Genomic DNA, 25,138 nt, shown 5'->3' with positions numbered 1-25,138 from the left:
GCACGGCGGCGAACGGGGTTCCGGCCGCGCGCAATTGTACGTTTCGGCGGTTTCGGCATAGTCTTGGGGCCGTGGAGATGAGCGTTTCGGACGCCAGGTCAAGATTCGCCGAGGCCGTGGACCTGGCCCGGGTGGGGCATGAGCCGGTCTATTTGACCAGGCGAAACCGCCGCATAGCGGCTCTGATAGAGGTTGGCCAACTCGACCGCCTGATGGCCGGGCAGCGGTCGGGGGCGCCTGGCGAGGCGACGGCGCGGACGGACGTCAACGAGGAGCGGGCCCGCGCGTTGACGCGGATGGGCGCCAGGAACCGCGCGCTGATAGGGCCGGGCGTCGAGCCGCTGACCGATCCGAGCGGATTCTACAGAGACCCGCCAGCCTAGGTTGTAGCGGTGGAGTCGCTCGCCACGAACGTCCTGTTGCGCCTCGCGCTGGGCGACGTGCCCGAACAGTCCCAGGCCGCGGTCGCGTTGGTCGCCCATGACCGCGAGTTCGCCGTCGCCGGGACCGCCCTGGTGGAGTTGGTGTTCGCCCTCGAGCACCACTACCGGCTTCCGCGCTCGGAGATTCAAAGGATCACGAAGGAGTTGCTCGAAGTCGACAACTTGCGTGCCGACAGCGCCTTGGCAAAGGCCGCTCTCAGCCGGTTCGCCGGCCATCCGGCACTGTCCTTCGCGGACTGTTACCTGGCCGAGGAATCGATCGCGGCCGGAAACCAGCCGTTGTGGACGTTCGACAGGAAACTGGCCAACCAGCACCCGGCCGCACGGTTGGTGCCACCCGCGTCGGACGAAGCCCAACAGGCCTGATCGGAGGCGCGGGGGACATGGTGTCCGCCGGAAACGGGTACCGTCCCCGTTTTCGTGCGACGCCGCCTGCCGCCAACCCCACATCGACAAGACCCCAAAATGGGGACGGTACCTGTTTCGCTTGGCGGACGAGCGATTCTCGCCCTGTCCCAATTGCCGAACGCACAATTCAGTCCAAGGCTAGGCGACGAATGCCGGGTTCCAGCTATTGGGACGCGCGGGTCTAGACAAAACCCGACACTCACCGTGCTGGGATAGATGGAATCATACACTCGGCTGCGACTGTAGGAATCTGTCTGGTCTGGGATGGCGAGTGTAAGTTTATATCTGGGCTCGCTGTCCGAAAGTAGGATTTCATCTGCCTAGGCCGGCTAGCCAAGCCCTTTACCAGGGGATACGTGAATTGGTCAAAGACAAGAAGCTACATTCGACGGTCCGCGCCAGACAGGAATCTACATTCGGCGGGTTCGGCCAGATAGAAAGTGACATTCGGCGGCGAATGTAGGAGTCTGTCTGGTCTGGGACGGCGAATGTAAGTTTATAGCTGGCTGGTGGGTCAGTACACGCCGATTAGGCGGGCCACGGTTTCCCGGATTTCCGCCAACGCGTCGGGTGGGATGACTGCGTAACGTTCAGGCGCCAGGCGGCCGATGTCGATGGCCCGCACCTGTTCGCACATCGCGTCGCTGGCCGTCCCATACAGGTTGATGCGCACGCGGGTGGGCCAATCGCGCCTCTTCGTGGTCGCGGGCACGATGATCGCACGGGGCCCCATTGTGACGGCGGAGATGACCACCACAGGGCGGGTGCCGTGTTGCTCGGTGCCGTGGGCTGGATCGAGATCGGCGTAGTAGACCTCGCCCGCCTGGACCGTCACTTGTCAGATTCCCAAGGGTCGAGTTCGCCCGCGAGGCCCGCTGCGTCCCATTCGGCGGCCTCTGCCGCGGCCTCGTCGTCCCATTCCACGGCGGCGACCGACCGCAAGAATTGGGCTTGCTTCAGTTCCCTCAACGCCAGGGAGAGCAGGTCGGCTTGCTTCACGCCAAGCCGGGACGCCTCGGCCTTGATCTCATCCCGAATCGCAACGGGCACCCTGATGGTGGTCTCTTCGGCCGATCTCATACAAATCAGTATACATTCAGGCTCTGCCGCAGCACGTTGTGATCGGCGGCCATCGGCACGGGGACAGTCCCGAGCAGGGGAACAGGCACGGCCTCTGTTTCCGGGCCGTTCCCGGTTCCCTTGGGGGGAAACCCTGAGGCGGGGGCGCTCGGATTTCCGGGTGATGCCCAATGGCGCTCAGGGTGGGGGGTGGCGACAGGATGGGATGCGTCAAGTCCGCGCCTAGCCACAGGAGCCCCCAATGCCCACCAGTTCAATCGCCCAGCCCGCAATCAACCGGCCCTTGGCGGGCCACGCGCGAACGGGGGTGGAAGACGGAGGCGGGCGGACGGCATCGGCGGCTGTGCGGGTGCGCGGGCTGACCAAGGTTTACGGTGCCGGGGAGGCGGCGGTCCACGCCCTGCGCGGGGTGGACTTGGACGTGGGGCGGGGCGAGTTGACCGCGATCATGGGGCCGTCCGGCTCCGGCAAGTCGACGCTGCTGCACGTCATGGCGGCGTTGGACCGGCCGAGCGCGGGCGAGGTCGACCTGGAGGGGATCGGGCTCGCCCGCGCCACGGGCCGGCAGCTGACCGCGCTGAGGAGGGACCGGCTGGGCTTCGTCTTCCAAGAATTCAACCTGGTGCCCACGCTGACGGCGTGGGAGAACATCACGTTGCCGCTGGAAATTGGGCACAAAGCCTACGACATGGTCTGGCTGGACCACCTGGTGGACACGCTGGGGCTGCGGGAACGGTTGAAACACCGGCCCGCGCAGTTGTCCGGCGGGCAGAGCCAGCGGGTGGCGTGCGCGCGGGCGCTGGCGGCCCGGCCGGCGGTGGTGTTCGCCGACGAGCCGACAGGGAACCTGGATTCGGCCGCCGCCCACGACGTGCTCGCGTTCTTGCGCCGGGCGGTGGACGAACTGGGCCAGACGGTGGTCATGGTCACGCATGATCCGGGCGCGGCGGGGTGGGCCGACCGGGTGGTGTTCCTGGCGGACGGCCGGATTGTGGGCGAGCGGACCAACCCCACGCGGGAAGACGTGCTCGCGTTCCTGGGCGGCGCGGGCGCGGAGGAGTCGCGGGCCGGCGGCCTGGCGGCCGGCGTTTCCGCAGCGCAGGATTCCCGTTCGGTCGCTGGGGTGGAGTCAACGGGGGCGGCGTCCAAGGGCCCCGCCGCAGCCCGCCTCGGCTCGGGCACGCGGACGGTTTGAGATGCTGCGGCTGGCGCTGAAGGACCTCGCGGCCCACGCGGGCCGGTACGCGATGTCCCTGGTGGCGGTGGTGATCGGGATCGCGTTCCTGTCCGGAACCATGCAGTTGCGGGAGGGGATAGCGCACGCGTTCGCGGACCTGATCGACTTCCAATTCGACGCGGACGCCTACCTGGTCCCCGCCAAGGACGGCGAGGCGGTCCTCGCCGCGGACTGGATGGGCGACCGCGTTGAGCAAGTGGTCCCCCTCGAAGCGATCCCCGTGATCGAGGCGGTCGACGGGGTCGACCGCGTGGCACCGGACATCCGGGGCGGCGCGGTGCTCGCGGGCGCGGACGGCACGGCCATCGCGGGAACGGGCGCGGGCGCGCCCGGCCTGGGACTCTCCTGGGGATCCTACGAACACGGCTCCACGGTGCGGGTCGCCGCCGGACGCCCGCCCGCCGCCTCCGGCGAGGTCGCGATCATGGAGGACACGGCCGAACGGGGCCACCTGGCGGTCGGCGACGCCACAACCGTCTTCACCGGCGAGACGGTCTTGGACGTGAAGGTGGTCGGCATTTTGGAGGCCGATGCCGCCGGCTTCTTAGGCGCTTCCCTCACGTTTTTCACCACCGACCAGGCGCTCGACCTTTACGCACGGGACGGGGGAGTGGCGCGGGTGGCGGTCTACGCCTCGGACGCGGGCGACACGTTGGCGTTGGCCGAGCGGATCACCGAAGCCCTCGCGCAAGTCGCCGGGGGCGCGGGCTCGGCGGGCGGCGAGCCCGGCAATGGCCCGGCGGCGGCTGGGGACGGCGGTGGGACGGCGGACGCGGCTGGCGGCGCGGTGGCCGGCGGCGCGGCGGCTGGCGGCGAACCGCGGGCGGACGGCATCGGCGGCATGGTGGCTGACAGCGGCATGGCGGCTGACAGCGGCATGGTGGTGACCGGCGACGAACTGCGGGCCGACTACACGGAGGAACTGCGGGCCCAACTCGGGGCGATCGGGACGCTGCTGACGGTGTTCGCGGCGGTGGCGCTGTTCATAGGCTGCTTCGTCATCTTCAACACTTTCGCCATCGCGGTGCGCCGCCAGACCGCCCACTACGCGCTGCTGCGGTCGTTGGGCGCGTCCGGGCGGCAGGTGTTCGGGCTGGTGCTGGGGCAGGGGGCGGTGATCGGGCTGATCGGCTCGGCCATTGGGATTGTGGCGGGCAGAGGGCTGGCCACCCTGGCCGTGCGCGGGTTCAGCGCCATGGGGATGAGTCTGGGAGACCACGCGACCACGCGGGCGTCAGACGTGGCGGTGGCTTTGGCGGTGGGGGTGGCTGCGACGTTGGCGGCTGCGGCGGCGCCCGCCCGGCGGGCTGGCCGGGTGGCCCCAATCGAGGCGTTGCGCCAGGCGGAAAGCGAATTCGGCAAGCCGCTGCGCGGCCGGGCGTGGGCGGGCGGGGCCGTCCTGCTCCTTGGCGCCGCCGGGACGGCGGCGGGCCTGGCGACCGACCCGCCGTCTGCGGTGCTGGTGGGCCTGGGCGCAGCCGGGCTGGTGGGAGGCGCGCTGGTGGCGTCCCCGGCTCTGACCGCCCTGGGGGGCCGGGGCGCGGGCTTGGTGTTGGGAAGGCTGATGCGGCCGGTTGGGCGCCTGGCCGTCCGCAATGTGCAGCGGAACCCCCGGCGGGGCGCGGCCACTGCGGGCGCGTTGATGATCGGGGTGGCGCTGGTCAGCGCCGTTGGCGTGGCGGCCGCCTCGATGCGGGCTTCCATCACGACGGGCTTGGGCGATGTGATGACGGCGGACCTGATGGTTTCGGCCACGGGCAGCGCGGGGGTGGCGGTGCCCGAATTGGCCATTGAGGCGTTGTCGGCCGCCGGTGGCGTCGCAAGAGTTGATCCTCTGCTGGCGGGCACGGCTGAAGTGGACGGGGAGCCGGTCTTCATTGGCGGGGTTCCTGTGGCCGCGATCGACGACACGCTCAACCTGGGCGCGGTGGGGGTGGACGGCTCGCCAGTGGCCGCTGGCCAGGTGATCGTCAGCCACGCCACGGCCCGGGACCGGGGCTGGGCCGTGGGCGACCGGTTGGAGTTGACTGGCGCCGCCGGCGCCGCGGAAGTCGAGATCGGGGACGTTTACGACCGCGGCCTGGGCGGAGAAGACATGATGATGGGTCCCGCGCTGTTCGAGGCGGTAATCGGGGCGCCGTCAGATTGGCTGATCTACCAGACGCTTGTCCGCTTCGAGGACGGGGCCGACCCGGCCGCCGCCAGGGCGGCCGTCGCGGCGGCGGCCGCGCCGTTCATGGTCCTCACAGTCCAGGACCGCGAGGAGGTGATCGCCGCCGGCGACGCCTTGGTGGACATCGTCCTGGCGGTCGCGTACTCCCTGCTGGCTCTTTCCGTGGTCATCGCGGTGCTCGGCATTGTCAACACTCTGGCGCTGTCGGTGATCGAACGGCGCCGCGAGGTGGGGCTGCTGCGGGCCGTTGGCCTGGGCCGCGGCCAAACCGCGGGCGCGGTGGTGCTGGAGTCGGTGCTCCTGTCCTTGGGCGGGGCCCTGTCCGGGGCGGCCATCGGCACCGGGGTGGGCGTGGCCCTGGCCCGCACGCTGCGGGATCAGGGACTGACGGACCTGGTCATCCCGTGGGGCCAGCTAGGCGCGATTGTGCTGCTGGGCGCGCTCGCGGGCGTGCTCGCCGCCGTCGCCCCCGCGATCCGGGCCGTGCGCGTGCCGGTCCTGGTCGCGGCGGCCGGGTAAGGATTGGCGGCCGGGCCGCTTGGGAGCCGCGACACGTTGCGGCGGCCGCCCGGCTTGTGGCGGCGTGACGTTGCGCGTAACGTTATGCGGGTGAAGACCAACGCAACGAGGGCTGCAGCCCACCGGGATCGCAAGCGGCAAGACGCGTTGCGCGAGCTCCGCATCTGGGTGCCAGATACCCGGATGGTTTCAAGACGCGCAAGCCTGGAAGAACAGGGGCGTGCCATCGCGGCCAATCAGGCCGACGAGGCCGAGGTCATGGACCTGATCGAATCCTGGCAAGGCCTGGACGAGGCGAAGTGAGACGCGGTGACGTGTTCACGGCGGCGGGCGGGCCCGGCTACACGGGCAAGCCGCGCCCGGTGATCATTTTCCAGGACATGGCGATCGGAACCGATTCCGTCATAGTCATCCCATTGACCAGCGACTACGTTGACGCCCCGGATGTCCGAGTGATGGTTCTCCCGGATCCGGGCACCGGATTGAGAGCTCCTTCCTGGGCGATGGCGGAGAAAATCTCCGCGGCGCCGAGGAGGCGACTGGGCGCCGCCGCCATTGGCTCGATTCCCGCCCAGGTCATGAGGGAAATCGAGAGGGCGGTCTTGGTCGCCACCGGGATAGCCGCCCGCTGACGCCGACGCCGGCGCCGGAGGTTACGTCAGCAGCTGGGTTGCCAGGTCGGATTCGGTGACGGGGAAGCCCTCGAAGCGGGTCAGCCGGATCAGGGGCGAGGGGCCCATCAGGGCGGCCATGCCCGGGTCCGTCGCCAGGCCCGCGAAGGCCGTGCCCTCCAGCCGGTCCCGCAGCCAGGGGCCGCGCACCGGGTCCGCCAGCCACTCGTTCGCAGTCGAATTCACGCTGAGCGGGCGTTGGGCATGGTCTCCGGCCAGCGTCACCGTCGCCGTGGACCTCACGTCCCTGGAGGAGGACCCGCACCTGATCTCGAAGTCCCCGCCCTCCACGAACCAGCGGCCCAATGACACGTCCCAGAACGCGAACGCGCGCGCGTCCAGCATGAACGCCACCTCGCGGGACTCGCCCGGCTCCAAGTCCACCACGGTGAAGGCGCGCAGTTCCTGGGGCGGGCGGGCCACCGACGCGACCGGGTCGCGCACGTAGACCTGAGCCACCTCCCGGCCCCGCACGGTCCCGGAGTTCCGGACCGTCAGACGGACTTCGACGGATGGCCGCGCCCCGTCCTCCAACACCGCCGCAGTCAAAGGCGAGTAGGCGAACGTGGTGTAGCTGAGCCCGTGCCCAAACGGGTAGGCGACCTCGAACCCGCGCGCGTCATACCAGCGGTAGCCGACCAGCGTGCCCTCGCCGTAGCGGACGGTTCCGCGTTCGCCGGGGAAGTTCCCGAACGAGGGGTTGTCCTCCAACCGCAAGGGGATCGTCTCGGCCAGTTTCCCGCCGGGGCTGACCCGCCCGAACAGCAGGTCCGCGGTGGCGGATCCGCCGGCCTGGCCGCCCAGCCAGCCCTCCAGCACGGCCGGCGCCTGGTACTGCCAGGACGCCACGTCCACCACCCCGCCGTTCGAGAGCACCACGACCAGATTGGGGTTCGCCGCCGCGACCTCGCCCAGCAACTCCAGTTGCGGCGCCGGCAACGAGGTGTCGGCCCGGTCGTAGCCCTCCGACTCGTAGCTCGGCGGCAGTCCCAAGAACAGGACAACGGCTTCAGCCGACGATGCCGCCGCCACCGCTTGGTCGACCAGCCTCCGGTCGCCCGCCTCCTCCTCCGCCAGGAAACCCCGCGCGAAGACGACCTCCCTCCGGTCGTCCACCAGGTCCACAATCGCGTCGAGCGCGTTGTCAAGGCGCGTGGGGTTCACCGCCGACGAGCCCGACCCTTGGTAGCGCGGGCTGCGCGCGAAGTCGCCGATCACGGCGATCGTCCCGCCGCTGGCCGGGTCCAATGGCAGCAGGCCGCCCTCGTTCTTGAGCAGGACCGCCGATTGCGCGGCGGCCCGCCGGGCGAGGTCGTGGTGGGCCTCTTTGTCGTAGCCCTGGCCCGGCTCGGTGGCCGGCTCGGCCCGCGCGATCAGCCTCAGGAGGCGGCGAACCGACCGGTCGACATCCTCCATGGTGGCGCGGCCCTGGGCTAGGGCCGCGCGGACGGCGGCCGCGCCGTGGCCGGACGAGCTCGGCATTTCCAGGTCGAGCCCGGCTTTCAGGTCCTCGGGGCGGTTGTCGGTGCCGCCCCAATCCGACATGACCAGGCCGTCGAACCCCCAGGAGTCCCGCAAGAGGTCGGTCAAGAGCCAACGCGACCCGGCGGCATAGGTGCCGTTGATGCGGTTGTATGAGGACATGACCGTCCAGGGCTGGCTTGCCCGGACGGCCCGTTCGAAGCCGGCCAGGTAGATTTCCCGCAAGGTGCGCGGGTCGATTTCGGCGGAGACGCGCATGCGGTCGGTCTCCTGGTTGTTGGCGGCGAAATGTTTGAGGCACGCGCCGATCCCTTGGCTTTGGATGCCGCGCGCCATGGCCGCCGCCAGGGTGCCCCCAAGGGCCGGATCTTCCGAGAAGTACTCGAAGTTGCGGCCGCACAGCGGCGAGCGTTTGATGTTCAGGCCGGGGCCCAACACCACGGCGACTTGCTCGGCCCGCGCCTCTTCCCCCAGCGCCCGGCCGATCTCCTGGACCAGGTCCGCGTCCCACGAGGACGCGAGCGCCGAGGCGGTGGGGAAGCAGGTGGCCGGGACCGATTGGTTCAAGCCCAGGTGGTCGGCCGCGCCGGATTGTTTACGCAGCCCGTGGGGCCCGTCTGTGAGCATGAGCGCGGGGATGCCCAGGCGCTCAACCGGCTGGGTGTGCCAGAAGTCCAAGCCGTCCAGCAGGGACAGCTTCTCCTGGTCGGTCAACTGCTCCAGCAACTGGTCAACGCGTTCCAGGGTGACGCCCCGCGCGGTTTCCGGCCCGGTCATGATGTTGGCGGTCATTACTTGGCTCCTCTAATGAACATGGTGGTGGCCGCTCCGGCCAGGGCGAAGACCGCCGCGACCAGGAACAGGGAGGTGTAGTTGGCGCTCATGGCGGTGGTCGCGCCGATCGCCAGGAAGGCCGGCGCCACGGCGGGCGCGAGCGATTGCGGCAACGCGTTCGCAATGTTGAACACGCCCAAGTTCTTGGCGGCCTCCGTGCGCGCGTTCGGCAGGACGTCCGTCACCAACGCGATGTCGACGGCTAGGTAGGCGCCCAGGCCCAGGCCCCAAAGGCCCGCGCCGTAGTACAACACGAGCGGGCTTTCGGCGATGGCGAACACGGCCAGCCCGAGGCCCGCCAGGACCGCGGCGATGATCACGAAGATCTTCCGCCGGCCGGTGCGGTCGGAAAGCTGGCCGCCAATGGCCGCCGCCAACGTCAACATGACGGCTTGGACAACCATCAGCCGAAGCTGCCAGCTGAGAGCCTGGGCGGCGCTGTAGCCGAACCGGTCCTGCAGGAAGTAGACCTGGTAGTTGTTGTAGGAGGCGAAGCCGAAGAAGATCAAGAACCGGCCGAGCCAGGCCCAGGCGAAGTCCGGGAACTGTTTTGGCGAAACCCAGAAGCTCTTGAGGAAGCTGAACATTTGGAAGGGCGTGGCCTCTTCGGGCCGAAGCACCCGGTCTTTGAGCAGGAACGCCAGCGTGAACACGCCCGCCACCCCCAAGACCGCCGGGACGATGATCATGAGCGAGATGGGCAACCCGGCGTCCGCGAACCAGAACGCCAGCGCAATGCCGATCAACGGCGCCACGTTTTGGGCCACGCCCAGCCAGCCGGACACTTTGGCCCGCATGCGTTCGGGGATTTGATCCGGCAGGATCGCCTGCAGCGCCGCTTGGGTCGCGTTGAAGCAGCCTTGGGCGATCGCCCAACCCACAACCACCATCCAAATCTGGGTGGCCAAGCCGATGATCGCCAGGCCCACGGCCCCGCCCAGCACGCCGCCGAACAGCCAGGGCCGGCGCATGCCCAGCTTGGAGGTCGTCCTGTCCGAAAGGGCGCCCGCAATCGGGTTGGCCACGAAGGCGAAGAACGCGCCCACGCCGGTGACCAGCGACAATGCGACAACTTTGCCGGAATCCGTGGTCAAGGAGCCGACTTTGACCGCCAGGGTCGACATGACCGGCGTCATCAGCGCTATGTACATGGTCAGGTAGGCGACCACGTAGGCGACGGCCAAGCCCGCCCCGGCCCGGCGTTCGCCGGTCGGCGGCGCGGGCGGCGCCTGGGGCCGAACCGATCCGGTTTGGGCGCGGTTCGGGGCGGGCGCCCGCAAGGCGCTCGGCCCTATCGCGTCCGCCACCGCGCGCTCCAAGTCGGGCGGGGATTCAACCAGGTCCGCTTCCGCCAAAGCGCTGGGTTTTGGTCCGCGCGGCCCGGCGGGCTGGGCGTGGGGCGTTGGACTGGCCGGCAGGGTGGTGGCCATGGGATCCTCCTTGATCGCCGGTGCGGCAAGGCGCTCCGGTCTGATTGTTGAGTGGGGCATAGAGCCAGGTGAGACTCCGATCGGGGGCCGCTGGCGGTACGCGGTTGACGAGCTCCAGCCTGCGTCCGCCGGGGGCGGGCGGCAACGCCCCGGCCCGCGATGGCCGCCATGTGAACGCCAGGCGAACCCGGCCGGGGGCGGGCTGGAAGGGGGGCGGACGGCATCGGGCAAACGGAAGGCCCGCCGAACCCGGCTGGCAAGGGCGTTTTGGGTCGCCGGGCCGGGGGGAAAACAGCGCGTGGCCGGATTCCGCTCTGGGCGGAATCCGCAAGTGATCCGGGTCACACTGCGGGATTTGCGGCGGCCGATCCGGCGCGGCTGGGGCGGCGGACCTACGTTGGCGGCATGACCATTACGACGCCTATCCCGACATCCTCCGCACGGCTCGACCGATTCGTGGGCTTCGCCAAGAGCGCCCTGCCGCCCGAGTCAAAGTGGACCCAAGTGACCACCTACCCCGGCTCTCTGGCCGAATGCATCATCGACTCCCTGTGGTCGGAGCGGGTCAAATACGCCACCGTCATCCGCATTGTCGAGCGTTACCGGACCTTCAGGCGCTGGGTCGGCGCGGACGCCGACCAGGACGGTGCCCCCGAACTGGCCAGGACCTTCGACATCGGCATGGACGCGTGGATGGACCAGATCGGCAACCGCCAGCGGGCGTATTCCCGCGACGAGGCCCCCTACAAGGCCCAATTGGTGCTGGAGGGCGCCCAAGCGGCCATCGCCGCCGGGGTTCTGACCACCGCGCAACTCCGCGACGGCTACGCCCGCAAGTCCCAGCCGTACTTGGATTTCCACCGCATGTGGCTGGAGCTGCCGTCTCAGCATTCGGGCTTGACCTGGGAGCGTCTGCTCCTGGTCAGCGGCATCCGCATGGTCCCGCCGGACTTGTGGCTGGGCCAATTCGCGGCCGAGGCCCTGGGCGGACCGGTCCCAGACCAAGAGGCGTTGGCCTTGGTGGACCAAGCCGCGCAGGTCATGGGCACTTCTTCGCTGCGGCTCCGGAACGCCATTTGGCAGTACCAGACGAAGCACGACCGCGCCGAAGGCGTCGAGCCCACCGGTTCGCACCGGACCGCCCCGGGCGCCCCGGCCAACGAAGAACTGGAGACCGGCGCGGCGGCCTAGCCCGCCCGGTTCCGGTGGGGTCTTGGCGGCGGCCAAGGCCGCGCCGCAGACGCTGGCCAGGGGTCGAGCGGGGCTACCCGCGCCACGACACGCCCTCCAAGATGACGCCGCGTTGGCGCAGGCCGGCCTCCAACCGGTCCAGGTCGCCGGGGCGCGGCAGCCCCACCATGATCAGTTCGCCGTCGAGGGCCATCGCCTGCATGCGGGGCGTGGCGTCTCGCAAGGGGTAGCGGGCGCGGCCCAGCGGGGTCAGCCGGACGAGCCGTTGGTTGGCGCTAGCGATCAGCGGCTCGGCGCTGGGCTGGTCGCGGCGGTATGGGCCCGCCACCACCGCGTCGAGCAGGGACCAGAGGCGGCCTGCGCGCTTGCGCGCGGACGGGGCCGGATAGCCCGTGAAAGCGAGCACGTCAAAGCCATTCTTGCGGCCCGCGACCGCTACCCGCACCTGTTCGACCACCGCGGCCAGCGCCTCGGCCTGGTCAAGCGGCTCGCCCCCGGTCAGGGTCAGGCCGTCCAGGCCGCCTTCGACAATAGCGTTGGCCAACGCGGCGGCCAGCGTGGCGGCGTCCCAGCCGGTCCCGCCGCCCGCCGCCCAAGTGTCGACCGAGGCGCAGCCGGGGCAGGCCAACCGGCAACCCTGCACCCACAGGGCCACCCGCCTGCCGTGGCCCAGCACCGTCACCGGGGCCAGGACGCGGTTGACCTCAACAATCACGGCCCGGCGGGCTTTCCGGACGCTTCTTCGAGGGCCACGGCCAGCCCGCCGTCCGGGTCCCGGCCCAACGCGGTCACCGCCAGCGCCGCGTGGATTCGGCGCAGCCACAGCGGCGTGTCGCAGGCCTCGGCTTGGAAAAGCGCAGTCGCCGACTTGCCCGATGCCGTCTGTCCGCCCATCCGCGACCCTCGCCTTCGTTCCGCCCCGGTTTCCAGCCTCATGGCCGCCCCCATTCTACGAACGGGCCGGCGCCGGCTAGAAGTCGATGTCGTCGGCCAGGTTGCCGCCAACCTCGGCCGCGAATTGCTGCTCGTAGCGGGTCTTCATCTCCAATTGGTACTGGAAGTAGCGGGCTGTTTCCTCGGGGCTTTCTTGGCCGTTGGTCCGCTGCGCCATGTAGTCCATCGCGATCTCCTGGAATTCGCCCAAGCTGACGCCGTAGTTGTCGGCGATCCATTGGGCGCCGTCCAGGCCCTGGCTGTAGGCGGCGTCCCTGGCGGCGGCCAATTCAATGTAAAAGAGGCGGTCGCTCTTCAGCTTGGCGATGTTTTCCGCCGCCGCCGGCGATTTGGGCGTGAGGAGGGGCTTCAGCTTCGGGTTGGCGATCGCGCCTTGCCAATGCTGTCCCAGAAGGGTGACCATTTCGAAAGTGGAGTCTTCGGCCATCCGCTGGGTCCACAGGGTGTTGACCTCGTCCCAGATGGCGCCGTCAATTCCCATGGCCTGGTTGACCGTTTCGACGGGCACCCCGGTGGCGACCACCCGGGTCATCTCCGCCCAGTCCTGAAAAGATATGCCGTGAATCGGCTCAAGGTTGGTCATTTTGCGATCCCTTCTGTGAGTTCGGGCCCCTCGGCGGCCGAGCGGCTTTCTTCCCTGAAACACCTTTCGTGGTGGTCCCGGAATTCGGGCAGAATCAGGTTGAGCTGGTCGTAGACGGCCCGTCGGTAGCCCAGGTAAAGACGGGGTGCGTTCTGGGCTGCCTCGATCCGCAGTCGGTCCAGCCGGGCGATCTCCTGGCCAATCGCGGCCTTTTCGCGTTCGGACCGCCCAACCGAACTCAGTTTCAGTTCATGCGCTTGGGAGTACAGGAGCCGTTCTCGGTCCTTTTCGGCCTCGTACTTGGCCAATTGGCCGGCGCAGCGCCGGGCGGCCAGATCATGCGCCATGTGCTGGACCCAGCGGGCCTGGGCGCCGGGCTGGAAGTTGTGCAAGGCCCCGCAGTAGCCGCAGGCGACATGCGTTTCGATGAAGAACAGCCGCTCAATCTCCAGCCGCGCCCCGCAAGTCTGACAGAAGAATTGGTCCTTGGCCTGGTCGAATGACGCCAGGGCGGCCTGGTATTCCAGTTCCAGGTCACCTTCGGCTTCGCGCCGGAGGTCGCCTTCCAGGCGCCGCGCATTCTCGTTGAAGCGGTTGTGCGCCGCCCGGCAGGCCGACATGAACTCATCGACTTCGCGGCGCAACGGGTCATGGACGTCGACCGCTTCGCGCAATTCGTAGCTGAAATCCAGGATCTGGTCGTCGAAGACCTTGTCCGCCTTGTCGCGGAGGCCTTTGAGTTGTGTGCAGACGGCGGACAACAGGCGTGTCAAGGCGGCCTTGTCCGGGTCTGGGTCGCTTTGGCGCGTCCGCGCCAGTTCGGCGCTGGCTGCGGCGGCGAATTCGGCGGCCCTGGCGTCCAGGCGTTCCAGGAAGCGAAGCCACCGCGCTTGGCGTCCCCTGATCTCTTGGCGCAGGGCGGTCCGTTCGGCATTCATCATGCGGTGCCGCGCTCCGGTTCTATGAACAGCCCGTCTGTCAGTGTGACGGCGATGAATTCGTGCCCGCAGTAGGCGCAGGTCTTGAGGCCCGCGCGCCTGGTGCGGGGTGCGCCGCAGCGCGGGCAGGTGTTGACTTTGGCGCTGGAAGGCCGAGGCGTGCCGACGCCCGTGCGGGCGTGGGCCGACCGGGCGGCGAGTCTTGCCAACAAGTCGTCAGGTTGGCTCATGCGCCGGCCCGTTCGCCGGCAATGCGGGCGGCGCCGCGATGCGCTGTGTTCATGGGGACTCCTGGGGCTTGGCTGGGCCCAGGCTAGCACGCTGGTGCCGCGGCTTTGGTTTCGCCAGCCGCATGCGCTGCGCATGCGATATGATCGACCGCATGTCAATGCTTCAGGTCAGGAACATCTCGCCCGAAACCCACCGTGTTTTGAAGTCCCGCGCCGCGCTGGCGGGGCAGACCCTGTCGGAGTACGTCGCCCGCGAACTCGACTTCATCGCCTCAAGGCCGACGCCCGAGGAGTTCTTCAGGCCCACGCCGGGTCGGCTCGCCAACGCGGACGCCGAGCGCGAGGCGGCGGCGGACATTGTGCGCCGGGAGCGCGATTCCCGGTGAGGGACGTGGTTGTCGACGCCTCGGTGCTGGCTGAAATGCTGATCGGCTCTCCGTTGGGGGAGGTCGCGCGGCAGCGTTTGGCGGGGGACGCCGTGGTCCTGCACGTGCCGCAGGTCGCAGCGCTGGAGGTGATTGCGGTGCTGCGCAAGTGGGAGGTCGCAGGGGCGTTAGACGGCGCGGCGGCGGCGCGGGCGGCCGCCGATCTGGCGCATTGGCCGGTTCGCGAGTGGCCCCTTGACGGGCTGCTTGGGCGGGTGTGGGAGCTGCGGCACAACCTGGGTCCCTATGACGCTGCCTACGCCGCTTTGGCCGAGGCGCTCGGCGCCCCGGTGTTCACGGCGGACCTGAAGTTGGCGCGCGCCATCGAAACCTTCGCGCGGTGTGACGCGGAGACTGCGGACCTCGGCCGCGGGCACAGCGCAGAACCAACCTGACCGTGCAGCCGGCGTCATGCCCGCCAGGCCGGGATGCGGCTCAGGCCGGCTGATCGCCCAACAGCCAGTCAACGGCGTTCAGTTGGCGGACGCCCTGGTGCGTGGCGGGTGGATCCTCGTCCAGGGTGAGCAGGAGTTTTGGATGATGGTCGCGGACCGCGAGCAGCGGTGCCAACTCGCGGCTCAGCGTTTGCGGATCGCGCACCGTGGCGGCCACCTGCAGATAGACGCGGCTGTCCCCCGATTCGACCACAAAGTCGATGTCGCCGGCGCCCGCGCGCCCCGTCCAAACCTTGCCGTGGCGGCGGCGCAGTTCAAGAAAGAAGGCGTTCTCAAGCAGGTGCCCCGTGTCGGGGCCGGCGCGCACACCCGCCGCTACGTCGCGGAACATGGCCGCGTTCGTTGCCCGTTGCCTGACCATGACGTCCTTCACCAGGATCGTGTTGACCAGCCCGTCCAAGTAATCGGCGGCGGCGCGGCGGTCAGGCATCAAGCCGACCACGAAGGAAAAGCCTCCCCACCGGGCGCGGAATCAGGTCTTCCATGTCGCTCGTTCTATTGCGCACCGGGCCAAACTTGGGCACTGGTGCTCATTTGATTGAGCACAACTGGCAATCGGGGCCGCGAGCAGCGCGTGGACGTCGCCGCGAGCTTGAATTGGGCGCGCAGCGTCGTCAGATGTTCGTCCGCGCGGCGCAGTGGTCCGCCGCGCGCTACGCGAAGTGGCTTGGGAGCGTCGCCTCCCAAGCCTGGCGCAGGCTCGCCAGCGGCAACTCGAAGCCGCCGCCCGGCCACGTGATCGACAGCTTTTCCCCTTCGCCGCCGATGCCGTCCCCGCCGCCATCGCTGCCCGTCTCGCCCAGCCGCGCGACGGGGCAGCCCGCCTCGGCCGCCAAAGCCTCGAACTGGTCGGCGTCAGGGGCGGCGACCGCCACCAGCGCGCGCGCCTGCGATTCGGAGAAGAGGGCCTCGAACGGAGTCAGGCCGTCGCGCGCCAGCACGCCGTCCAACGACACCCGCGCGCCAACGCCGTACCGGAGGCTCGCCTCCACCAGCGCCATGGCCAGGCCGCCGTCCGCCAAGTCGTGGGCCGCCGCCACCAGACCGGCGCGCGAAGCCCCGATCAGCGCCGAGGCCAGACGCCGTTCGGCCGCCAAATCGACCGCTGGCGGCAAGCCGCCCAAGTGCCCGTGGGCCACATCCGCCCAGGCCGACCCGTCCAGTTCCGCGGCCGTCCGCCCAACCAGGAACACCGCCAGACCGGCTTCATCCCACCCCGAGGGCCGCACCCGCGCCACCGAGTCCAGCACGCCCAGCACCCCCACCACCGGGGTCGGGTGGATCGCCGAGTCGATCCGGCCTGGGTCTCCCGTCTCGTTGTACAGCGACACGTTCCCGCCGGTCACCGGCACTTCCAACTCCAGGCAGGCGTCCGCCAGCCCCTCCATCGCGGTGACCAGCTGCCACATCGAACTGGGCGATTCGGGCGACCCGAAGTTCAAGCAGTCGCTCACCGCGAGCGGCACCGCGCCCACCGTGGCCACGTTCCGGTACGCCTCCGCCAACGCTTGGCGCCCGCCCTCCCGCGGGTCCAGCTTGGTGTAACGCCCATTGCCGTCCGTCGCCAACGCGACCCCGAGCCCGCTCGACTCGTCAACGCGGATCACCCCGGCGTCATCGGGCATGGCCAAAGCCGTGTTGCCCTGCACAAAACGGTCGTACTGGTTGGTCACCCACGCCCGCGAGCACAAGTTGGGCGATGCCGCTAGCGCCACCACCGTCTCAGCCAACTCCTCCGCCGTCCCCGGCCTGGGCAACCGCTCGGTCGTGTCGGCCTGGAGGGCGTCTTGCCAGGTGGGGCGGCTCGACGGGCGGTCGTACATGGGGGCGTCCCGGGCCACGGTCTTCGGGTCGACGTCCACCACCAACTGGCCCCGGTAGTCGATCCTGAGGCGGCCGCCGCTGGTCACCTGGCCCACCGCCGAGTACTCGACGTCCCACTTGCGCGCGATCTCCTCGAACGCCGGGAAGTTGGCGGGTGTGACCACCGCCATCATGCGCTCCTGCGACTCCGACATGAGGATTTCCTCCGGCGTCAGGGTCGGATCGCGCAGCAGCACCTTGTCCAAGTCAACGCGCATGCCGCCCTCGCCGGCGGCCGCGAGCTCCGAAGTGGCGCAGCTGAGGCCCGCCGCCCCGAAGTCGGAGATGCCCTCCACCACGCCCGCTTGGAAGAGCTCCAGGCAGCACTCGATCAGCACCTTCTCCTGGAACGGGTCGCCCACCTGCACCGAGGGGCGTTTCGAGGGGCCGTCCGCCGCGAACGTCTCGCTCGCCAGCACCGACGCCCCGCCGATCCCGTCCCCGCCGGTCCGCGCCCCGAACATGACCACCAGGTTCCCCACGCCGGAGGCGTTGGCCAGGTGCAGGTCCTCGTGCCGGAGCACGCCCACACAGGTCGCGTTGACCAGAGGGTTGCCCTGGTAGGACGGGTCGAAGACCGTTTCGCCCCCGATGTTCGGCAGTCCCAGGCAGTTGCCGTAGCCGCCAATCCCGGCCACCACCCCGTGCACAACGCGGGCCGTGTCGGGATGGTCGATCCGCCCGAAGCGCAGTTGGTCCATCACCGCGACCGGCCTGGCCCCCATGGCCATGATGTCGCGGACAATGCCGCCCACGCCGGTCGCCGCGCCCTGGTACGGCTCCACGAAGGATGGGTGGTTGTGGGACTCGATCTTGAACGTCACGGCCCACCCCTGCCCAATGTCCACCACGCCCGCGTTCTCCCCGATCCCCACCATCAGGCGTTCGCGCATCTTGTCCGTGGTTTTGGCCCCGAACTGGCGCTTGATGTGGAGCTTGGAGGACTTGTAGGAGCAATGCTCGGACCACATGACTGAGTACATGGCCAGTTCCGCTCCGGTGGGGCGCCGCCCCAGAATCTCGCGGATGCGCTGGTATTCGTCTTCCTTAAGGCCCAGTTCCCGCCACGGTTGGGGCCTGTCCGGGCTGGCGGCGGCCTGGTCGACGGTGTCGATGCGGACGGCATCGGCGGCGGTTTCGGCCGTGCGCGGCTGGTTGGCGCCGTTCGGGGTGACGTCGGTCGGGTCTGGGTTGGTCTGCGCCGGCGGGGTCATCGCCATCCTTCGCGGCTCGGTGGGTTGTGGACGCCAACCAGCCTACTAACGCCCAGGCCCGCGCCGGGCCGTATCGCGCTGAGCGGATTCCCGGCCGGATGTACGCGAGGGCGCGGCCATCCGGGCAACTGCCTTTTTTCAATTCGGCGACCTCGTCGCCGCGCTCGGCCTCGTCGGCCTAGGCCCGGACGTGGCATCCGTGATCGCGTGGCCGTTGAAGGCCGTTCCATAAGCGGTCACTGCATGGTTAGGCTGTCAACGTCGCCAGTGGCACCACGTGCACACCCGAAGGAAGGGTGTAAGCAGATTCGGTGCCGGTGATGACCGCCAGGAAGGCGGGACGGCCAACGCGGTCGGGGTCGACACGTTCGTCGCGGAGCGTCAGCAGGTTCTTTTCGGCTTCAGGGATTTGCCTCCAACCCAGTTCTACTTCCACGGCGGCCCAATCGTTGAACGAATACTCAATGATGGCGTCGATTTCGAGTTCCGTGTTGTCGCGGTAGTGAAAGACTTGGCCGCCCTGGGCCTCGGCGTAAACCCGAAGGTCGTGAACGACCATTGATTCGAAAATCTGACCGAAATACTCCGGGTCGCGCCGCAGGCGTTCCGGCGTCATTCCAATTGCCGCGCAGGCGAGAGCCGGATCGGCCAGGTGCAATTTGGGTTTGGCCCTAAGTCTTGAGCGTGAGCGCAGCGCCGGGCTCCAGGCCGGCACCTCCTCGACGGCGAACACGCGAGTGAGGGCGTCTAAATAGGCGCGGACCGTATCCACGCTGATTGAGGTGCCGGACCCGGACACGTCAGAGGCAAGGGTCCGCAGGGTTGGCTGCTGAGAGATGTTGCGCGCAAGCGAAGCGAGAAACTGGCGCATACGCGCAGGGTTGTGCGCGGGCAGGCCGGGCGCGGAAATCTCGGCGTCCGCCAAGTCCGCGCAGTAGGACTGGTTGAAGATGGAGGCGGCTCCGGTCGGGCGGTCGAGCAGGCCTGGCCAACCGCCCCTGACGGCCTGCTCTGCCAATTCCTCGTAGTCTAGCGCCGCCATGGCCTGGACTTGTTGGGTTCCAGACCGCAAAGCTTGGAAGGAGATTTGGTCGCTGGATGCCCTCCGCTCGGACAGGGTCATGGTCCGCATTGTGAGCCGGGCGATTCTGCCCGCACCCGAATGGCGGGACTTGTCCGGCAGCGGGGACGCAGACCCGGAGAAGATAAACTGGCCCGGTTCTCGCCGCGAATCAATCTCATGGCGAGCCGCGTTCCAGATGTCGGGCGCGAGTTGCCATTCATCAAGAAGCCGGGGCGTCGCGCCCGCTAGGAGCGAGCGCGGGGCAAGCTCGGCGGTTCGCACCAGTTGCGGCGAGGCGTCGAAGCGAATCGAACTGCGCGAATGCTTGAGCGAAGTCGCCGTCTTGCCGCAGCCGCGCGGGCCTTGAACGAGCACGCCGCCCATGGCTTCAAGGAGCTCCGTGAGGGGACGATCAACGGTTCGCGGATAGTAGTCCACGAATGGATAATAGCGCAGGTCAAGCCGATTCGAAGCAAGCTTTCGGCGGTTCTGCTCCGCGTTTTGCATCGTTTGCGTTCCGCGTTCTGCAACGATTCGAGTCCACGTTGTGCAACGATCCGATTCGGCTTTTCGCGGCAGCCGCGGCCCCATGGCCGCCCCTCCGCAGGGTGGGCCGCCAAGGGATTGGAGGTGGGCGGGGGCGGGTCTGATCAGAAGGGCGACCGGTCGCCTGGTGGGTCCTGTGGCGCGCGCGGTCCCGGCTGTTGCCCGCGGTTGTCGGGTTGGGGCCCGCTCGACGGCTTGGCGCCGCGGGCCTGGAACCGGTGGTGGAGGATGGGTTTGCGGTCCAGGTCGATCCACCTTGGCGGGGTGAACTCCACCAGGCCGTCGTCGCGGAGCTGCGCCACCCAATCGGGCGGGCCGTCCCTGGGCGGCTCAACCAACCGGTGATGCGACGGGCATAGCAAACAAGTGTTCGATAAACTGGTGGGTCCCCCGTGCCACCATGGGTCAATGTGATGCACGTGGCAAGCCTCGACCGGCCGGTCGCAGCCGGGGAACGAGCAGCCCGAATCCCTCACAGTCAGCGCGAGCCGCAGCGCCTTGGGGATGACTCTGGTCGCGCGCCCGATGTCGAGGACTTCGCCTTTCGCCCCCAGCACGGCCCGCATGACGTCGCTGTCGCAGGCCAGCGTTTTCAGGGTCTTGGCGTCAACCCGGTCCCCGGTCGAAGCCAGGCGGCCATCGGTTGGCCCGGTTGGGCTGGCCAGGTCGGCCAGTGGGACCGTCAGGATCAGGCGGGCGCGGGACGCCCCGAGGTCTGGGGCCTGACCGCACCATTGAACGTGTTGGGCGATGGCGACCAGCGCGTCCGCGCGGGCGGCCCGCCGTTCCAGCGGCTTTCCGCCGGGCGTCTCCGATTGGCGGCGGCGTTCCTTCTCCGCCACCGCGTCCACCACCTGGCGGAGGATCTCCCCGTCTACGGCCGGCAAGGATCCGGTGAAGGTGGTCACGCCATCGGCGTGCGTGGTGACCGTGAAAAAGCGGCGCCGGCGCGCCCGTTCGAATTGGCGCCGCGCCTTGTCCTCCCCGACTTGTTGCGCTATCAGGGGGGCGATCTCTTCCAGCACCCGCTCGCCGGCTCTCGCCAGCCCGTCCGATGCCGTCGACGCCGCCAATTCCACCAAGTACCGTTCGGCGGCCCCCACCTGGGACGCGTCCAACGCTCGCGGCAGGTCCCGCAGCACGCCCGTGACCGCCTCCGCCTGGGCGGCGTTCATCCCGCCGGACAGCGCGGCTTCCCGCACCAACGAGAACCCGGCGGCCCGGCGCGCCCCCAACACGATCCGCGACGCTTGCTGCCGCGTCAGCAAACCCTTCAGCGTCAAGAAGGCCGTCAGCCCGGCGCCCGTCAACTGGTCGGGGGCCCCTGAGCGGTCCAAGGCGCCGACCAACTCGCCAACCACCGCGTCAACGCGGTTCTTGACATTGAGCATCCCGGCCAAGGCGTCCAACACTCCGGGATCCGATGCCGCGATCAGGGCCCCAGCGCCCGAGGCCACCTCCGCGACGCGGCCCAGCGCCACATGGGCGACCCCGACCAACTCCTCCAGGCCGACCCGTCCCGAGCCCAGGGCGGCCTGAACCCAACCCGCCAGGCCCTCGCCGGCGTTGCCGGAGCGTCCCGCGTCAGCGAAACCCGAAAGGTCCGCGCCGGCGTTCTCCGAGGCGCCGCCGGCCCCCAGCGACGGCACCAGACCCGCGGCCGCCGCCCATGGCGGCGCCGAGGAGCGCGTTGACCGCCTCCACCAGCGGGCTGACCGGCGGGGCGTACCCGCCCACGCCCAAAGACCCTGGCTGTGGCAGCGACCTGCAGCCGGGACGGTCCACCCCTGGAACGGCCCAAAACCCCGCGCCGTCCCGCGCCCCGTCCCCAGCGCCAACGGACGTGTTCTCGGCCCTCGCGTTGCGGCGCGCGGCACCCCTATTGCCGCCACTGCGCGGCTGACCGGGAACGCACCATTCCGACATGTGTATAGTCTACCGGTCGCAAGCCCGCTAGACAATCCCTGTTCGAGAATTGGGTGTGCCCTCAGCGTGAATATTCGGACATCCGTCGCAAGCGTTCCGCCCGCTACCGTCCTGGCTGCCGCAGGCCCCGACTAGACCCGCCTTGCGGTGCCTCGGCCGATTGAGGCGTGGCCAGCCCGGCGAAGCCCGCAGTGCCTAGCCCAGGTGGCGGGTCAGAGCTGGAAAGCGATCGTCTTGGTTTCGCCGTCCACCGTCAGGTCGAACTTGACGGCCAGCGCCGCCTTGGGGGCTTTGGGGGGATCGATCGCGAAATACCATGTCCTGCCAATGTTATCGTCTTGGGTGTCAACGCCGGGTTGGTACGTGGGGCCGATCTCGAATGTTTCCTCCCAGCGGGAAGCGTCCATCCAAATGTCCTCGAATGCCACCGGGCCGCCGAAGGCGCGTTCCCAATAGCGGTCCGAGGTCTTTTGCTCCACCACCGTCTCGTCATATGCCTTTCGCTGCTCTTCCAGCCACTCGCTGTAGACGGCTGGGTCTTGCACCACCGCGTCCACCAACGGCAGGATCTGGCTGTCTCCACCCAATTGGGCGTTTGAGACCATCACCTGGTGCGCGGGCTCTTCCCGTTCGCACCGGCAGGCGATCTGCAGCGTGTAGCCCATTCCCTCCCGCAGTTCCAAATCGAGCCGCAGGTCGCCTGGAATCTCGTCTTCGCAGTCCGCGCTTCCTTCTGGATTGGCCCAGAACGCGTCGCGCCAGAGAACGGCCAATTCGGGATCTGGCTGGAAATCGTCACATGTTTTCGCGGTGGCTTCGGCGGATGTCCCGTTTTCAGCGCCGGCGCCGGCACCTGCCTCTTGTTGCCCCGCCGGGCTGTCGTTGGCACCCGAACCTGGGGCGTCCGCCTGATCATCGCTACAGGCCGAGACGGCTCCCATGATCAACGCAAGTCCAATGGCCAAAGCCCACGATTTCTTCCGCATTGCGCAGTTCCTTCCGCATCCAATTCGCCTTTCAGAGTGTTGGGCGGCACTGAGCGACAACCCCCCGCATCTCGAATTCGACTTGTTCGGGCCGAGGCGGGGTGGCCTCGTCGTCGCTGGTCGGAGTCTTGGGGTGTCCAATTTGGTTGGCGGCTGGGCGGCCCACCCAATTGAGGAGAATACCAGGCGAACGCGCGCGGACAATTCGCGCGGATGCGGGCGCGGACGGCCGTTCAGCGGCGGGTTCGGGCCGATTCGGCGGAGAGCTTGCCCAAGCGCGCGTAACTCTCGCGTTCGGCCCTCAACTGGTCCACGTAGGGGGTTTCCAAATCCGGGAGTTTGGCGTGGACCGCGAGTTCCAGCAATTGGTCGGCCAGCGCCGGGTTGCGGGCCAGCACCGGTCCGTGCAGATAGGTGGCCACAATGCTCCCCTGGATGGCGCCTTCCGTGCCGTCGCCGGTTGGCCCGCCCGCCCCGTTGCCGATGCCGTGGATCACCCTCGCGAGAGGCGCCGCCGCCGCACCGAGCGTGGTTCCGCCGCCATGGTTCTCATAGCCGGTCAAGAGGGGCGAGCCGTCAACGGGTTGCGCCAAGACCTCGCCGACCGCGCGCGGCTCGCGGCGCCTGGTGGTGGCGTCCAGCAGGCCCAGGCCGGGTTCAATCGCACCGCCCGAGACCTCGAAGTCATGTCCCATAACCTGCAGGCCCGCGCAGACGGCGAAGATCGCCGCGCCGCGTTCGGCGGCGCGGCCCAACGCCCCCGATTCGCGCAAGGCGTGCGCCGCCGCGATTTGGGAGGCGTCCTCGCCGCCGCCCAGCACATACAGGTCGGCGCTTTCCGGCACCGGGTCGCCCGGCCCAACGCTCTCCAGGCGCACCGGGATTCCCCGCGCCCGCAACCGCCGCGCCAGCACCTTCAGGTTCCCGCCGTCCCCGTAAGTCCCCATCAAAGTGGGATACAGGTGCGCAATCCCGACCGCCTCGACCGCCCTCATCTCACCACCCGCGCCCTCAACTCCTGGAAAGCCGTGTAATTCGCCACCACGTCCAACGCTTGGCCGGGCGCCGCTTGTTCCACCGCCGCCAAGGGGTCCAGGCTGACGCCCAGCACCTCCAAGCCGGCCGTGTCCAACCGGACCGCCAGGTCGAACCGGCGCTCGCCCGCCACCCAACAGGGCCTGCCCGCCCAGTCCTCGAAAGGCACGTCCCAGATCCACGACGGGTCGCGGCCGTCCGCCCCGCGCGCGTTCAGCACGGTCACCAACAGCGCCGGCGAATCGGCCACCAGCTGCATCATCTCGGTCCAACTGGCCGGGTTCTTGCCCAGCAGCAGCCGCGCCTCGTGCCCTTCGACGGAGGACCGCACGTACCGCCCGTCCACGTCTGTCACCTGCGTGAACGCGTCCAAGGCCACATCTGTGCCAACGCCCCGGGCGGACACGGCCGCCAGGGCGATGGCCGCGTTGGCCACGTTGAAACGGCCCGGCAACGCCAACCGGGGGCGAACGGCGCCGGACGGGGTGACGACCTCGACGGCATCGGGCGTCACAAACCAAGCGGCGTCCGGGCGGGCGAAACCACACTGGGGGCAAGACCAGCTTCCCTCCGGCCGGACCAAAGGGGCCCCGCAATTGGGGCAAAGCGCGGAGTCCTCGGTCCACCACTGGCCGCAGCCCACCCAGGTGACGGTCGGGGCGGCGCTCGCGGCCCAGGCGACCATCGGATCGTCCGCGTTGGCCACCACCTGGACCTCCGGCCCCAGGCCCTCCGCGAACGCGCGCCAGCGTTCGGCCAGCATCCGCACCTCGCTGCCCCGGTCCAACTGGTCGCGGCTCAAGTTCATCAGGACCAGTTGGGTGGCGCCTGTCGCCTCGGCCACGGCGGGCAGGTGGGCCTCGTCCACCTCGAGCGCGGCGAAGCGCGCCCGGCGGTTGGCGGCCAACGCGGTCGCCACCCCGGCGGCCATGTTCGCGCCCGTCGAGTTGTGGGCCACCGGGCCCAACGCCGCCAGGGCCTCCGCGATCATGCGGGTCGTGGTCGATTTGCCGTTCGTGGCGCTGACCGCCGTCACGCGCATCGACGCGGACAGCCTGCGCAGCAGCGACGGGTCGACCTTCAGCATCACCCGCCCGCCGATCACCTGGCCCCGGCCCCGCCCAACCGCGCGAGACGCGGCGCTCGCGGTGTGGCCGGCGGCCACCGCCAGGCGGGAGCGCAAAGGCAGCGATTCAGGCACGCCCTCTAGCCTGCCATTAACCCGTGGGCCGGGTGGTCCGCCCGCGTTCCGGATGGGGAGCCCCCGACCGCCCGAAGCGTGCCAAGTCCGGGGCGAGGGCGCCGCGGCCGGGCCGACTCGCGGCGGGCGGAATGCCGACCGTGAGCCGACGCCCCGCGGCCGGCGCGGGTTGGGCGCGAGACGGCGGCCCGCGCCGCGAGACAAGGCCGCCCGCCCGTGCGACCCTGGTCGCCATGAGCGACACCGCCGCG

25 protein-coding genes and 1 pseudogene are annotated in these 25,138 nt (G+C 69.2%); 9 read left to right on the top strand and 17 right to left on the bottom strand.

Going from position 1 to position 25,138, the window contains the following annotated elements; all coding sequences use genetic code 11:
- Nucleotides 1–77 precede the first annotated feature (77 nt).
- The gene (locus LBC97_08505) at nucleotides 78–383 is read left to right on the top strand and encodes a type II toxin-antitoxin system Phd/YefM family antitoxin (protein MDR2566083.1); all 306 of its coding nucleotides are present in this window, start codon (nucleotides 78–80) and stop codon (nucleotides 381–383) included.
- A 9-nt stretch (nucleotides 384–392) separates the two neighbouring features.
- On the top strand, nucleotides 393–809 hold the full coding sequence (locus tag LBC97_08500; GenBank protein MDR2566082.1) for a hypothetical protein: 417 nt from the start codon (nucleotides 393–395) through the stop codon (nucleotides 807–809).
- A 556-nt stretch (nucleotides 810–1,365) separates the two neighbouring features.
- On the opposite strand, the gene LBC97_08495 is transcribed toward LBC97_08500, so the two are convergent.
- Together LBC97_08495 and LBC97_08490 are read right to left on the bottom strand one after the other, a co-directional pair.
- Nucleotides 1,366–1,686 carry a type II toxin-antitoxin system PemK/MazF family toxin gene (locus tag LBC97_08495; protein ID MDR2566081.1) on the bottom strand — a complete coding sequence of 107 codons (321 nt, stop codon included), beginning with the start codon at nucleotides 1,684–1,686 and terminating at the stop codon, nucleotides 1,366–1,368.
- Nucleotides 1,683–1,931, bottom strand: coding sequence for a hypothetical protein (locus LBC97_08490; GenBank protein ID MDR2566080.1), 249 nt, complete (start codon nucleotides 1,929–1,931; stop codon nucleotides 1,683–1,685). The genes LBC97_08495 and LBC97_08490 overlap by 4 nt, the downstream gene beginning before the upstream one ends.
- A 241-nt stretch (nucleotides 1,932–2,172) precedes the next feature.
- On the opposite strand from LBC97_08490, the gene LBC97_08485 reads away from it, so the two are divergent.
- The 4 genes from LBC97_08485 to LBC97_08470 all read left to right on the top strand — a co-directional run bounded on the left by LBC97_08485 (nucleotide 2,173) and on the right by LBC97_08470 (nucleotide 6,492).
- A complete protein-coding gene (locus LBC97_08485; GenBank protein ID MDR2566079.1) occupies nucleotides 2,173–3,126 on the top strand; it encodes an ABC transporter ATP-binding protein in 954 nt (317 codons plus the stop codon).
- A gap of 1 nt (nucleotide 3,127) precedes the next feature.
- Complete coding sequence (locus LBC97_08480; GenBank protein ID MDR2566078.1) at nucleotides 3,128–5,860, top strand: ABC transporter permease; 2,733 nt, start codon at nucleotides 3,128–3,130, stop codon at nucleotides 5,858–5,860.
- 90 nt (nucleotides 5,861–5,950) lie between these two features.
- Nucleotides 5,951–6,163 carry an antitoxin MazE family protein gene (locus LBC97_08475; protein MDR2566077.1) on the top strand — a complete coding sequence of 71 codons (213 nt, stop codon included), beginning with the start codon at nucleotides 5,951–5,953 and terminating at the stop codon, nucleotides 6,161–6,163.
- The gene (locus LBC97_08470; protein ID MDR2566076.1) at nucleotides 6,160–6,492 is read left to right on the top strand and encodes a type II toxin-antitoxin system PemK/MazF family toxin; all 333 of its coding nucleotides are present in this window, start codon (nucleotides 6,160–6,162) and stop codon (nucleotides 6,490–6,492) included. The genes LBC97_08475 and LBC97_08470 overlap by 4 nt, the downstream gene beginning before the upstream one ends.
- Nucleotides 6,493–6,513: 21 nt before the next feature.
- Here the strand turns inward: LBC97_08470 and LBC97_08465 are convergent, their stop codons facing one another.
- On the bottom strand, nucleotides 6,514–8,805 hold the full coding sequence (locus tag LBC97_08465) for a glycoside hydrolase family 3 C-terminal domain-containing protein (protein MDR2566075.1): 2,292 nt from the start codon (nucleotides 8,803–8,805) through the stop codon (nucleotides 6,514–6,516).
- Nucleotides 8,805–10,277 carry an MFS transporter gene (locus tag LBC97_08460; protein ID MDR2566074.1) on the bottom strand — a complete coding sequence of 491 codons (1,473 nt, stop codon included), beginning with the start codon at nucleotides 10,275–10,277 and terminating at the stop codon, nucleotides 8,805–8,807. The genes LBC97_08465 and LBC97_08460 overlap by 1 nt, the downstream gene beginning before the upstream one ends.
- A 405-nt stretch (nucleotides 10,278–10,682) precedes the next feature.
- On the opposite strand from LBC97_08460, the gene LBC97_08455 reads away from it, so the two are divergent.
- Nucleotides 10,683–11,468, top strand: coding sequence for a hypothetical protein (locus LBC97_08455; GenBank protein ID MDR2566073.1), 786 nt, complete (start codon nucleotides 10,683–10,685; stop codon nucleotides 11,466–11,468).
- Between the two features lie 73 nt (nucleotides 11,469–11,541).
- Here the strand turns inward: LBC97_08455 and LBC97_08450 are convergent, their stop codons facing one another.
- Genes LBC97_08450 through LBC97_08430 form a run of 5 tightly spaced genes read right to left on the bottom strand, consistent with a single transcriptional unit; the run spans nucleotide 11,542 to nucleotide 14,173 of the window.
- Nucleotides 11,542–12,183: a radical SAM protein gene (locus LBC97_08450; GenBank protein ID MDR2566072.1), complete on the bottom strand. Its 642-nt coding sequence runs from the start codon at nucleotides 12,181–12,183 to the stop codon at nucleotides 11,542–11,544.
- Nucleotides 12,180–12,404, bottom strand: coding sequence for a hypothetical protein (locus LBC97_08445; protein MDR2566071.1), 225 nt, complete (start codon nucleotides 12,402–12,404; stop codon nucleotides 12,180–12,182). The genes LBC97_08450 and LBC97_08445 overlap by 4 nt, the downstream gene beginning before the upstream one ends.
- 34 nt (nucleotides 12,405–12,438) lie before the next feature.
- Nucleotides 12,439–13,005 carry a hypothetical protein gene (locus LBC97_08440; GenBank protein MDR2566070.1) on the bottom strand — a complete coding sequence of 189 codons (567 nt, stop codon included), beginning with the start codon at nucleotides 13,003–13,005 and terminating at the stop codon, nucleotides 12,439–12,441.
- On the bottom strand, nucleotides 13,002–13,946 hold the full coding sequence (locus tag LBC97_08435) for a hypothetical protein (protein ID MDR2566069.1): 945 nt from the start codon (nucleotides 13,944–13,946) through the stop codon (nucleotides 13,002–13,004). Before LBC97_08435 ends, LBC97_08440 begins: the two co-directional genes overlap by 4 nt.
- Nucleotides 13,943–14,173 carry a hypothetical protein gene (locus tag LBC97_08430; GenBank protein ID MDR2566068.1) on the bottom strand — a complete coding sequence of 77 codons (231 nt, stop codon included), beginning with the start codon at nucleotides 14,171–14,173 and terminating at the stop codon, nucleotides 13,943–13,945. Before LBC97_08430 ends, LBC97_08435 begins: the two co-directional genes overlap by 4 nt.
- Before the next feature lie 152 nt (nucleotides 14,174–14,325).
- Here LBC97_08430 and LBC97_08425 point away from each other — a divergent pair, with 152 nt between their 5' ends.
- Entirely contained in the window at nucleotides 14,326–14,559 is a 234-nt protein-coding gene (locus LBC97_08425; protein MDR2566067.1) for a hypothetical protein, read from the top strand.
- Nucleotides 14,556–14,993: a type II toxin-antitoxin system VapC family toxin gene (locus LBC97_08420; GenBank protein MDR2566066.1), complete on the top strand. Its 438-nt coding sequence runs from the start codon at nucleotides 14,556–14,558 to the stop codon at nucleotides 14,991–14,993. Before LBC97_08425 ends, LBC97_08420 begins: the two co-directional genes overlap by 4 nt.
- Nucleotides 14,994–15,033: 40 nt before the next feature.
- Here LBC97_08420 and LBC97_08415 read toward each other — a convergent pair whose 3' ends face one another.
- The 8 genes and pseudogenes from LBC97_08415 to LBC97_08380 all read right to left on the bottom strand — a co-directional run bounded on the left by LBC97_08415 (nucleotide 15,034) and on the right by LBC97_08380 (nucleotide 24,887).
- On the bottom strand, nucleotides 15,034–15,495 hold the full coding sequence (locus tag LBC97_08415; GenBank protein MDR2566065.1) for a hypothetical protein: 462 nt from the start codon (nucleotides 15,493–15,495) through the stop codon (nucleotides 15,034–15,036).
- Between the two features lie 211 nt (nucleotides 15,496–15,706).
- Nucleotides 15,707–18,031: a phosphoribosylformylglycinamidine synthase subunit PurL gene (gene purL, locus LBC97_08410; protein MDR2566064.1), complete on the bottom strand. Its 2,325-nt coding sequence runs from the start codon at nucleotides 18,029–18,031 to the stop codon at nucleotides 15,707–15,709.
- A pseudogene (locus tag LBC97_08405) lies at nucleotides 17,998–18,114 on the bottom strand (polymer-forming cytoskeletal protein). Before LBC97_08405 ends, purL begins: the two are co-directional and overlap by 34 nt.
- 263 nt (nucleotides 18,115–18,377) lie before the next feature.
- Complete coding sequence (locus LBC97_08400) at nucleotides 18,378–19,631, bottom strand: DUF4143 domain-containing protein (protein MDR2566063.1); 1,254 nt, start codon at nucleotides 19,629–19,631, stop codon at nucleotides 18,378–18,380.
- Nucleotides 19,632–19,843: 212 nt separating this feature from the next.
- Entirely contained in the window at nucleotides 19,844–21,388 is a 1,545-nt protein-coding gene (locus LBC97_08395) for an HNH endonuclease (GenBank protein MDR2566062.1), read from the bottom strand.
- A 489-nt stretch (nucleotides 21,389–21,877) separates the two neighbouring features.
- Nucleotides 21,878–22,651: a hypothetical protein gene (locus LBC97_08390; GenBank protein MDR2566061.1), complete on the bottom strand. Its 774-nt coding sequence runs from the start codon at nucleotides 22,649–22,651 to the stop codon at nucleotides 21,878–21,880.
- A 233-nt stretch (nucleotides 22,652–22,884) separates the two neighbouring features.
- Nucleotides 22,885–23,646, bottom strand: coding sequence for a glutamine amidotransferase (locus LBC97_08385; protein MDR2566060.1), 762 nt, complete (start codon nucleotides 23,644–23,646; stop codon nucleotides 22,885–22,887).
- Nucleotides 23,643–24,887, bottom strand: a complete 1,245-nt coding sequence (locus tag LBC97_08380; GenBank protein ID MDR2566059.1) for a MurT ligase domain-containing protein — start codon at nucleotides 24,885–24,887, stop codon at nucleotides 23,643–23,645. The genes LBC97_08385 and LBC97_08380 overlap by 4 nt, the downstream gene beginning before the upstream one ends.
- Nucleotides 24,888–25,138: the final 251 nt, after the last annotated feature.

The sequence above is a fragment of the Bifidobacteriaceae bacterium genome, from assembly GCA_031281585.1.
GTDB lineage: Bacteria > Actinomycetota > Actinomycetes > Actinomycetales > WQXJ01 > JAIRTF01.
This window is presented reverse-complemented; position numbering and strand designations above follow the sequence as displayed.

Excerpts from the sequence above, each read along its gene's own strand:
- LBC97_08505 (MDR2566083.1), top strand. The coding sequence starts at position 78 with ATGAGCGTTTCGGACGCCAGGTCAAGATTCGCCGAGGCCGTGGACCTG.
- LBC97_08490 (MDR2566080.1), bottom strand. The coding sequence starts at position 1,931 with ATGAGATCGGCCGAAGAGACCACCATCAGGGTGCCCGTTGCGATTCGG.
- LBC97_08485 (MDR2566079.1), top strand. The coding sequence starts at position 2,173 with ATGCCCACCAGTTCAATCGCCCAGCCCGCAATCAACCGGCCCTTGGCG.
- LBC97_08480 (MDR2566078.1), top strand. The coding sequence starts at position 3,128 with ATGCTGCGGCTGGCGCTGAAGGACCTCGCGGCCCACGCGGGCCGGTAC.
- LBC97_08465 (MDR2566075.1), bottom strand. The coding sequence starts at position 8,805 with ATGACCGCCAACATCATGACCGGGCCGGAAACCGCGCGGGGCGTCACC.
- LBC97_08460 (MDR2566074.1), bottom strand. The coding sequence starts at position 10,277 with ATGGCCACCACCCTGCCGGCCAGTCCAACGCCCCACGCCCAGCCCGCC.
- LBC97_08455 (MDR2566073.1), top strand. The coding sequence starts at position 10,683 with ATGACCATTACGACGCCTATCCCGACATCCTCCGCACGGCTCGACCGA.
- LBC97_08445 (MDR2566071.1), bottom strand. The coding sequence starts at position 12,404 with ATGAGGCTGGAAACCGGGGCGGAACGAAGGCGAGGGTCGCGGATGGGC.
- LBC97_08440 (MDR2566070.1), bottom strand. The coding sequence starts at position 13,005 with ATGACCAACCTTGAGCCGATTCACGGCATATCTTTTCAGGACTGGGCG.
- LBC97_08435 (MDR2566069.1), bottom strand. The coding sequence starts at position 13,946 with ATGATGAATGCCGAACGGACCGCCCTGCGCCAAGAGATCAGGGGACGC.
- LBC97_08430 (MDR2566068.1), bottom strand. The coding sequence starts at position 14,173 with ATGAGCCAACCTGACGACTTGTTGGCAAGACTCGCCGCCCGGTCGGCC.
- LBC97_08425 (MDR2566067.1), top strand. The coding sequence starts at position 14,326 with ATGTCAATGCTTCAGGTCAGGAACATCTCGCCCGAAACCCACCGTGTT.
- LBC97_08390 (MDR2566061.1), bottom strand. The coding sequence starts at position 22,651 with ATGCGGAAGAAATCGTGGGCTTTGGCCATTGGACTTGCGTTGATCATG.
- LBC97_08385 (MDR2566060.1), bottom strand. The coding sequence starts at position 23,646 with ATGAGGGCGGTCGAGGCGGTCGGGATTGCGCACCTGTATCCCACTTTG.